Annotated in this window: 8 protein-coding genes; 7 read left to right on the forward strand and 1 reads right to left on the reverse strand. The window is 70.7% G+C overall.

Features of this window, described 5'->3' with window-relative positions; genetic code table 11:
* Nucleotides 1–141: 141 nt before the first annotated feature.
* The 3 genes from ABT304_RS30075 to ABT304_RS30085 are packed head-to-tail and all read left to right on the forward strand — an operon-like array spanning nucleotide 142 to nucleotide 2,379.
* Entirely contained in the window at nucleotides 142–945 is an 804-nt protein-coding gene (locus ABT304_RS30075) for a Nif3-like dinuclear metal center hexameric protein (protein WP_350721023.1), read from the forward strand.
* A 34-nt stretch (nucleotides 946–979) separates the two neighbouring features.
* Complete coding sequence (locus ABT304_RS30080; RefSeq protein ID WP_350721025.1) at nucleotides 980–1,696, forward strand: zinc ribbon domain-containing protein; 717 nt, start codon at nucleotides 980–982, stop codon at nucleotides 1,694–1,696.
* Complete coding sequence (locus tag ABT304_RS30085) at nucleotides 1,693–2,379, forward strand: histidine phosphatase family protein (protein WP_350721027.1); 687 nt, start codon at nucleotides 1,693–1,695, stop codon at nucleotides 2,377–2,379. The genes ABT304_RS30080 and ABT304_RS30085 overlap by 4 nt, the downstream gene beginning before the upstream one ends.
* Nucleotides 2,380–2,482: 103 nt before the next feature.
* Here the strand turns inward: ABT304_RS30085 and yaaA are convergent, their stop codons facing one another.
* Nucleotides 2,483–3,274: a peroxide stress protein YaaA gene (gene yaaA, locus ABT304_RS30090; RefSeq protein ID WP_350721029.1), complete on the reverse strand. Its 792-nt coding sequence runs from the start codon at nucleotides 3,272–3,274 to the stop codon at nucleotides 2,483–2,485.
* A 101-nt stretch (nucleotides 3,275–3,375) separates the two neighbouring features.
* Here yaaA and ABT304_RS30095 point away from each other — a divergent pair, with 101 nt between their 5' ends.
* The 4 genes from ABT304_RS30095 to ABT304_RS30110 all read left to right on the forward strand — a co-directional run bounded on the left by ABT304_RS30095 (nucleotide 3,376) and on the right by ABT304_RS30110 (nucleotide 7,802).
* Complete coding sequence (locus ABT304_RS30095; protein WP_350721030.1) at nucleotides 3,376–3,696, forward strand: hypothetical protein; 321 nt, start codon at nucleotides 3,376–3,378, stop codon at nucleotides 3,694–3,696.
* Between the two features lie 17 nt (nucleotides 3,697–3,713).
* Nucleotides 3,714–5,177: an RNB domain-containing ribonuclease gene (locus tag ABT304_RS30100; protein ID WP_350721032.1), complete on the forward strand. Its 1,464-nt coding sequence runs from the start codon at nucleotides 3,714–3,716 to the stop codon at nucleotides 5,175–5,177.
* Between the two features lie 59 nt (nucleotides 5,178–5,236).
* The gene (locus tag ABT304_RS30105) at nucleotides 5,237–6,520 is read left to right on the forward strand and encodes a hydroxyacid-oxoacid transhydrogenase (protein WP_350721034.1); all 1,284 of its coding nucleotides are present in this window, start codon (nucleotides 5,237–5,239) and stop codon (nucleotides 6,518–6,520) included.
* Between the two features lie 70 nt (nucleotides 6,521–6,590).
* Nucleotides 6,591–7,802, forward strand: coding sequence for a multidrug effflux MFS transporter (locus tag ABT304_RS30110; protein ID WP_350721036.1), 1,212 nt, complete (start codon nucleotides 6,591–6,593; stop codon nucleotides 7,800–7,802).
* Nucleotides 7,803–7,895 lie beyond the last annotated feature (93 nt).

Consider the following 7,895-nt stretch of genomic DNA (forward strand, 5'->3'; position numbering starts at 1 on the left):
ATTGTTCACTTAGCGCTGCATTCCACCACAGGATCCGGGGAAAAGTACGGAATCAGTTGTAAAAGAACGGTTACGAACTTGATTTCGTGTACGTCGCCGCCGCTGAGTGCGGCCCCGGTCCCGGGATCTAGGGTTTACCCCATGCCGACCCCGCCCACTCTGTCCACCGTCACCTCGTTGCTGGACGACTGGTACCCGCCCGCGACCGCCGACGAATGGGATGCCGTCGGGCTGGTCTGGGGCGAGCCCTCGCAGCCCGTCTCGAAGGTGCTTCTCGCCGTCGACCCGACCCTCCCGGTCGCCGAGGAGGCGGCCGCGTGGGGTGCGGACCTGGTCGTGGTCCATCATCCGCTCTTCCTGAAGGGTGTGCACGGCTTCGCCGCGACGACCCCCAAAGGGCGTACACTCTCGACGCTGGTCTCCGCGCGGTGCGCCCTGCTCACCGCGCACACCAACGCCGACCAGGCCCTCGGCGGCGTCTCGGAGTCGCTGGCGCTCGCGCTCGGGCTGAGCTCGCTGCGGCCGCTGGTGCCGGGGGTGACCGAGGATGTCGGGACCGGCCGGGCCGGGACGGTGGCGCCGACCACGCTGGGCGCCTTCGCCGAGTCCGTGGCGGCCGCGCTGCCCTCGACCGCGGCCGGGATCCGGGTCGCCGGCGACCTCGACCGACCGGTCTCCTCGGTGGCGCTGTGCGGCGGCGCGGGTGACTTCCTGCTCGACCAGGTGGCTGCGTACGACGTCTATGTGACCAGCGATCTGCGCCACCATCCGGCCTCGGAGTTCCTCGAGAAGGGCGGTGCGCTGATCGACATCCCGCACTGGGCGGCGGAGTGGACCTGGCTGCCTGTCCTGGCGAGGCGACTTCGGGAGGCATTCGGAGATACGGTGGAGACCCGGGTCTCGGAGATCGTCACCGACCCGTGGACCTTGATCGTGAATAGCTGAGGAGAATCCGCTGAAAGCCGACCCGTTCGCCCAGGTGAAGCTGCTCGACGTCTGTGAGCTGGACTCGCGTGCGCTCCAGCTGCGCCACCGCCGTGCGCACCTGCCGCAGGCCGCCGTCGTGGCGGAGCTGCAGGCATCGAAGAAGACCACCGACGATGCCGTACGCGACGCCCGGATCACGCGCGACGACCTCGAGCGGGTGCAGAAGAAGGCCGACGCCGACGTCGAGGCGGTCAAGACCCGCCGCCGCCGCGACCAGGAGCGGATGGACTCCGGGGCGATCAGCAGCGCCAAGGACCTGGAGCGCATGCAGCACGAGCTGGCCACCCTCGACCGCCGGATCTCGGTGCTCGAGGACGAGGAGCTCGAGGTCATGGAGCAGCTCGAGGAGGCTCAGACGGCCGTGACCCGGCTCGAGGCCGAGCTGGCCGAGATCACCGAGAAGCTCGCGGTCGCGGTCGACTCCGTCGACGTCGAGACCTCGAAGATCGACGGCGAGCTCGCCGCGGTCGCCGAGGAGCGGGCGCCCGCGCTCGAGGGCATCCCCGACGACCTGCTCGCTCTTTACTCGCGACTCAGCGAGAAGATGGGTGTCGGCGCTGCCGAGCTGCGTGCCCGCCGCTGCGGCGGCTGCAACCTCCAGCTCGACCCCGCCGAGATCTCCCGCATCCGCGGCCTCGCCGCCGATGAGGTCGTGCGCTGCGAGGAGTGCTCCCGCATCCTGGTCCGCACCGCCGAGTCGGGTCTGTGAGCGAGAAGACCGCGCGCGGGTGGGGAGCCGGCGCGGCGGCGACGACGCTGGTTCTCGTACGTCACGGGGTCACCAAGCACACCGCCGCCAAGGCGTTCTCCGGAGGCCTCGGCGGCGACAACCCGCCGCTGACCCAGGAAGGCCGCGAGCAGGTGATGCTCACCGCGGAGTGGCTCAAGCCGCTCGCGTCCTCGGTCTCGACCGTCGTGACCTCGCCGGTCCTGCGCACCGTCGAGACCGGTGAGCTCGTCGCCGGTGCGCTCGGCGCCCGGCTGGTCGAGGAGCCCGCCTTCGCCGAGATCGAGTTCGGGGAGTGGGAGGGGCTCACCTTCGGTGAGGTCGCCCAACGTTTCCCCGACGAGATGAAGGCGTGGATGGGGGCCACCGAGGTCGCGCCCCCGGGCGGTGAGTCCTTCGACTCCGCTCAGGCCCGCGTGCTCGACGGCCTCTCGCGGGTCCTCGAGGCCCACGCCGGCGAGACCGTCGTGGTCGCCTCGCACGTCTCGCCGATCAAGCTGATCGTCGCCCACGCCCTGGGCGCCCCGATCGGCGGAGTCTTCAGCATGGAGCTCTCGCCCGCCTCCGTCACCGTCGTCTCCTTCTTCGCCGACGACCGCGCCTCGATGCGCCTCTTCAACGGTCTCCCCGTCTCCCGCGACCCCTTCGCCTCCGGCCTCTTCTGACGCCGACTCGGCGCATCCTGACCTGATTTCTCGCCGAGTCGGCTCGTCATGACGAGCCGACTCGGCGAGGTTTTCGGTCAGGACGAGCCGACTCGGCGCGGGGTCAGATCTCGGAGACGATGATGTCGAGCTGGGTGCCGGTCTTGGTGGCGGGGCCGGCCTCGACGGTCCAGCCGAGGTCGCGGAAGGCGTCGGCGAGCTTGGCGGGGGTGCGGGGGTTGGCGCCGGACTCGAGGAGGGCGCGGACGAGACGGCCCTTGGTGGCCTTGTTGAAGTGGCTGACCACCTTGCGCTGGCCGTTGTGCTCGTGGAGGACACGGACGGTGGCGGTGCGGGCCGGCACTGTGCTCGACCCTTCGGCCTCGGGGCGCCAGAAGGCGGCGTACGTCCCGGACCGGAGGTCCACGAGCAGGCCGTCGCCGAGGGCCTCGGACACGCCGGCGCCGAGGTGGGCGCGCCAGTGGGCCTGGACGCCGCCGATGCCGGGGAGGGTGGTGTCGCCCGAGAGACGGTACGCCGGGATGCGGTCGGCGAGGCCGACGAGGCCGAACACGGAGCTGGTCACCATGACCCGGCTGGTCGCGCGGCGCTTGGCGGCCGGCGACAGGGTGGCGGGGGAGAGGGCGTCGTAGAGGACGCCGGTGTAGATCCGGTCGGCGCGCGCGGTGGGGGCATCGGCCAGCCCGGCGTTCAGGGTGACGAGCTCGGGCTGGGTCTTCGGGATGCCGAGGATGTCGACGGCCTCGTCCGGGCGCGTGGTGCAGAGCTCGACCAGCGCGTCGATGACCTTGGCTCGGGCCGGGTTGAGCCCCGGGAGGCGGAGGTCGTCGAGCGCGAGCGGGTTGCCGCGTACGGCCGCGGTCTTGCCCTCCGAGGGCGGCAGCAGGATCAGCACGGGACTATCGTGCCGCCCGCGGCCAGGATGGCCGAATCGAGGATTGGGTATCTTTCAAAGCGCCTGTGACCTGCGGGAACGTGCGAGCTTACCTTCCAGGCATGATCGTTCTGGCCGCCGAGTCCGCCTCCGGGCCCAACCTTGCCGGCTTCCTCGTCGTGATCATCATCGTCGGGCTGTTCTGGTTGATCCAGGACGTCTCGAAGAAGGCCCGGGCGCGCTCGGAGCACCTCCGGGCGAAGCGGTCGCTGACCTCCTCCCAGCGCCGGGCGGTGGCCAGGATCGACAGGACGGCGAAGGCGCACAGCAGGTCCACGAAGGGTCTGTGGGGGCAGTTCGACGCCTTCAAGGGCAACCCGAAGGCCTTCGGCAAGGAGGCCGCCGCGCTGCACAAGACGTACAAGGCTTCGAAGAAGAAGTAGCCACTACAGTTCTGGCCATGGGCTCCGCACGCATCATCCGGGTCGCCAGTGCCGACAACGGTGTCGCCGCCACCACGCTCCGCGACGGGATCGCAGCGCTCCAGGCCGAGCTGGGGGTGACCGCCGAGTTCCCGCCCGAGGTGGAGGAAGCGGCGGCCGCCGCCGCGGCCGACCCCAGACTCCCGGAGCTCGACCGCACCGACCTGCCGTTCGTCACGATCGACCCCGAGACGTCGATGGACCTCGACCAGGCGCTTCACCTGGAGCGCGACGGTGACGGCTACGTGGTGCACTACGCGATCGCCGACGTGGCCGCCTTCGTGGCGCCCGGTGACCCGGTCGACCTGGAGGCCAACAAGCGCGGCGAGACGCTCTACGCCGCCGATGCGAAGATCCCGCTCCACCCCAAGGTGCTCTCCGAGGACGCCGCCTCGCTGCTCCCGGACCAGGTACGCCCCGCCCTGGTGTGGACCCACAGGCTCGACGCGACCGGCGAGGGGACCGACACCTTCGTGGAGCGCGCGCTGGTCAGGTCGCGGGCGAAGCTCTCCTATGAGGGCGTGCAGAAGATGTTCGACGGCGACGGGTTCGCCGAGACCGACTACGCCGACTCCCTCCAGCTGCTGAAGGAGATCGGCGAGAAGCGGATCGCCCTCGAGGCGGCCCGCGGCGGGGTCAACCTGCCGCTGCGCGACCAGGAGATCTCGGTCCAGGGCGATCAGTGGTCGCTGGAGTACCGCGACCTGCTCCCCGTCGAGAACTGGAACGCCCAGATCTCGCTGCTCACCGGCTTCGGGGCGGCCGACCTGATGGTCTACGCCCGCGTCGGGCTCCTCAGGACCCTCCCCGAACCCGACCCCCGAGACGTCCAGCGGCTGCACCGCACCGCTCGGGCGCTCGGGCTGGAGTGGCCCGCGGAGATGCTCTACCCCGACTTCATCCGCTCGCTCGACGGCAAGAACGGCAAGCACGCCGCGATGGCGATCGCGTGCACCCGGCTGCTGCGCGGGAGTGGGTACGCCTCGTTCAACGGCGAGCTGCCCGCGCTGACCGAGCACTCGGCGCTGGCGAACGAGTACATGCACGTGACGGCGCCGCTGCGCCGGCTGATCGACCGCTACGCCGGCGAGGTCTGCCTGGCGCTCTGCGCCGACCAGCCGGTCCCCGACTGGGTCACGACCGCGTTCACCACCCTGCCGGAGACGATGCGTGCCTCCTCGCGCACCAGCGGTGCCTACGAACGCGGCGTCGTCGACCTGGTCGAGGCCGGGGTGCTGCACGACCGGGTCGGAGAGACCTTCACCGCGGTGGTGGTCGAGATCGACGACGAGGACAAGCAGAAGGGCTCGATCACCGTCGAGGAGCCTGCCATCGAGGCCCGGGTCACCGGCGCGACGGCGCTCCCGCTCGGCGAGGAGATCGAGGTACGCCTGGAGACGGCCGACGTCGTCGCCCGGAAGGTCGGCTTCACCATCGCCTGATGGCGGTTGGGCACTCCGACCGGTGATGCGGGTGGGAGCCGGTCGATATCGTGCGCCTCATGACGCACGCCACACCTGAGACCGTGTTCACCTATGGCTCTCCGCAGCTCAAGTTCGGCACCGGCGCCTCGGCCGAGATCGGCTACGACCTCGCGTCGCTGGGCGCCCGCCGCGCCCTCGTGGTGACCGATCCCGGCATCTCCGCGACCGGGCTGCCGCAGCGCGCGGCCGAGCAGATGAAGGCGTACGACGTCACTGCCGTCGTCTTCGACGGCGTCCATGTCGAGCCGACCGACGAGAGCATGCGCGAGGCGGTCGAGTTCGCCCGCGAGCACGGGCCGTTCGACGCGATCGTGGCGGTCGGGGGCGGGTCGAGCATCGACACCGCGAAGGCGGTCAACCTGCTGACCACCAACGACGGCGACCTGATGGACTACCTCAACGCGCCGGTGGGACGGGGGCTCGCGCCGGCCAACCCGCTGCTGCCCCTGGTCGCGGTGCCGACCACCACCGGCACCGGTGCGGAGTCGACGACCGTGTGCGTGCTCGACGTGCTCTCGCTCAAGGTGAAGACCGGGATCTCGCACGCGCGCCTGCGTCCCACGCTGGCCGTCGTCGACCCCGACCTGATGATGACCCAGCCCGCCGGGGTGACCGCCGCCTCCGGGATGGACATCCTGTGCCACGCGCTGGAGAGCTACACGGCCCGCCCCTACACCTCCTACGATCGCAAGTCTCCTGATCAGCGCGTCCCCTACTGCGGCGCCAACCCGATCTCCGACATGTGGTCGGAGAAGGGGCTGTCGCTGCTGGCGGGCTCGTTCCGGCAGGCGGTCGCGCACGGCGACGACACCCTCGCACGCGGTGACATGGCGTTCGCGGCGACCTTCGCGGGTCTGGGCTTCGGCAACGCCGGCGTACACATCCCGCACGCCTGCGCCTACCCGATCGCCGGGCGGGTGCGTGACTTCCATCCGGCGGACTACCCCGGGGACGAGGCGTTGGTGCCGCACGGGATGGCGGTCTCGCTGACCGCTCCGGAGGCCTTCCGCTACACCTTCGACGCCGCCCCCGAGCGGCACCTGCGTGCGGCCCGGCTGCTGGCACCCGGCTTCGACGAGTCTCAGGAGGAGCCGCGCGACCTGCTGCCCCGGGTGCTGAGCGACCTGATGCGGGACATCGGCATCCCGGCCGGGATCGGCGAGGTCGGCTACGTCGCCGGCGACATCCCCGACCTGGTCGAAGGTGCGCTCAAGCAGCAGCGGCTGCTCGCCACCGCGCCGAAGCAGCCGTCGGCGGAGGACCTGACCGGGATCTTCGAGAGGTCCATCACGCTCTGGTGAGGAATGCCCGGCGGGACTTCGGCGTTCGGCTGGTTGTCTTCTTCAACCAAACTCTCCGGAGGTTCACTCGGTGACGTCAGTCCCGCCGCGGCTCTTGCTCGCGCTCGCCCTGCTCTCGGCATCCGCGCCGTTGGCGATCGACTTCTACCTACCGTCCTTCCCGCAGATCGGCAGCGATCTGGGGGCCGCGGCGAGCAACGTCCAGCTCACCCTCACCGCCTTCCTGATCGGGCTCGCGCTCGGACAGATCGCCTGGGGGCCGATCTCCGACCGCTTCGGACGGCTCAAGCCGCTCCTGATCGGGTCGGTCGTGGCCGCCGCGGCCGGTGTGCTGGCCGCGCTGGCACCCACCGTCGAGCTGCTGATCACCGCCCGCTTCATCCAGGCGCTCGCCGCCGCGGCGGGGATCGTGATGGCACGGGCGATCGTCGCCGACGTACTCCACGGCTTCGCCGCCGCCCGAGCGATGTCGATCATGATGTCGATCAGCGGGATCGCGCCGATCCTGGCCCCGGTGATCGGCGGCGCCCTCGCCGGGTTCGTGCCGTGGCGCGGGGTGCTCGGCATCGTGGCCGCGATCGCCGTCGCGCAGGTCGTCGTCGTGATGCTGGTGATCCGCGAGTCGCTCCCCGTCGAGCGCCGCAGCCGCCGGGTCGAGTACGCCGACCTCGGCCGTCTCCTCGCCAAGCCCGCCTTCCTCGGCTACACGCTGACGCAGTCGCTCACGTTCGCCACCCTGATGACGTACGTCTCCTCCTCCTCGTTCCTCTACCAGTCGGTGATCGGTACGTCGGCGGCGGTCTACGGCATCGGGTTCGCGGTCAACGCCGCCTTCCTGACGGTCGCCGGGCTCTTCTCGGCACGGTTGGCCAAGCGGCAGGTGCATCCCGCGCAGATCATCCGGTCGGCGCAGCCGGTGCTCGCCATCGGCGCCCTGTTCGTGCTCGTCGTCGCGCTGCTGCCGGTGCCGAAGGCGCTCATCCTGCTGCCGATCCTGGTCGTCACCACCTGCGTCGGCCTGATCATGGGCAACACCGGCGCCCTCGCCATCGAGCAGGCCCGTCCCTCGGTCGGCGCCGGCTCGGCGCTGATGGGCGGGATCATGTTCCTCGGCGGCGGCCTCGCCTCCCCGCTCGGCGCCGTCGCCGGTGAGCACACCGCGGTTCCACTGGCGATCACCATGGTGGTCACCTCGGTCCTCGGTGCCGTCGCGTTCACCCTCGCCCGCCGCTCCGTAGCCCGCAACCCGGAGTCCGAGGCGGCCTTCGCGACCGCCGCCTAGCAACCCTGCCGATCGAGTCCTTCATCGCCCCGCGCCTCGCGCTCCTGACCAGTGGCGAGATCAGCGAGTTCGAGGAGTGGCCGGAGCCCGGTC

The sequence above is a fragment of the Nocardioides sp. NPDC000445 genome, from assembly GCF_040300245.1.
GTDB lineage: Bacteria > Actinomycetota > Actinomycetes > Propionibacteriales > Nocardioidaceae > Nocardioides.

Coding starts and splice junctions, on each gene's coding strand:
- ABT304_RS30105 (WP_350721034.1), top strand. CDS start 5,237: ATGACGCACGCCACACCTGAGACCGTGTTCACCTATGGCTCTCCGCAG.
- ABT304_RS30100 (WP_350721032.1), top strand. CDS start 3,714: ATGGGCTCCGCACGCATCATCCGGGTCGCCAGTGCCGACAACGGTGTC.
- ABT304_RS30095 (WP_350721030.1), top strand. CDS start 3,376: ATGATCGTTCTGGCCGCCGAGTCCGCCTCCGGGCCCAACCTTGCCGGC.
- ABT304_RS30075 (WP_350721023.1), top strand. CDS start 142: ATGCCGACCCCGCCCACTCTGTCCACCGTCACCTCGTTGCTGGACGAC.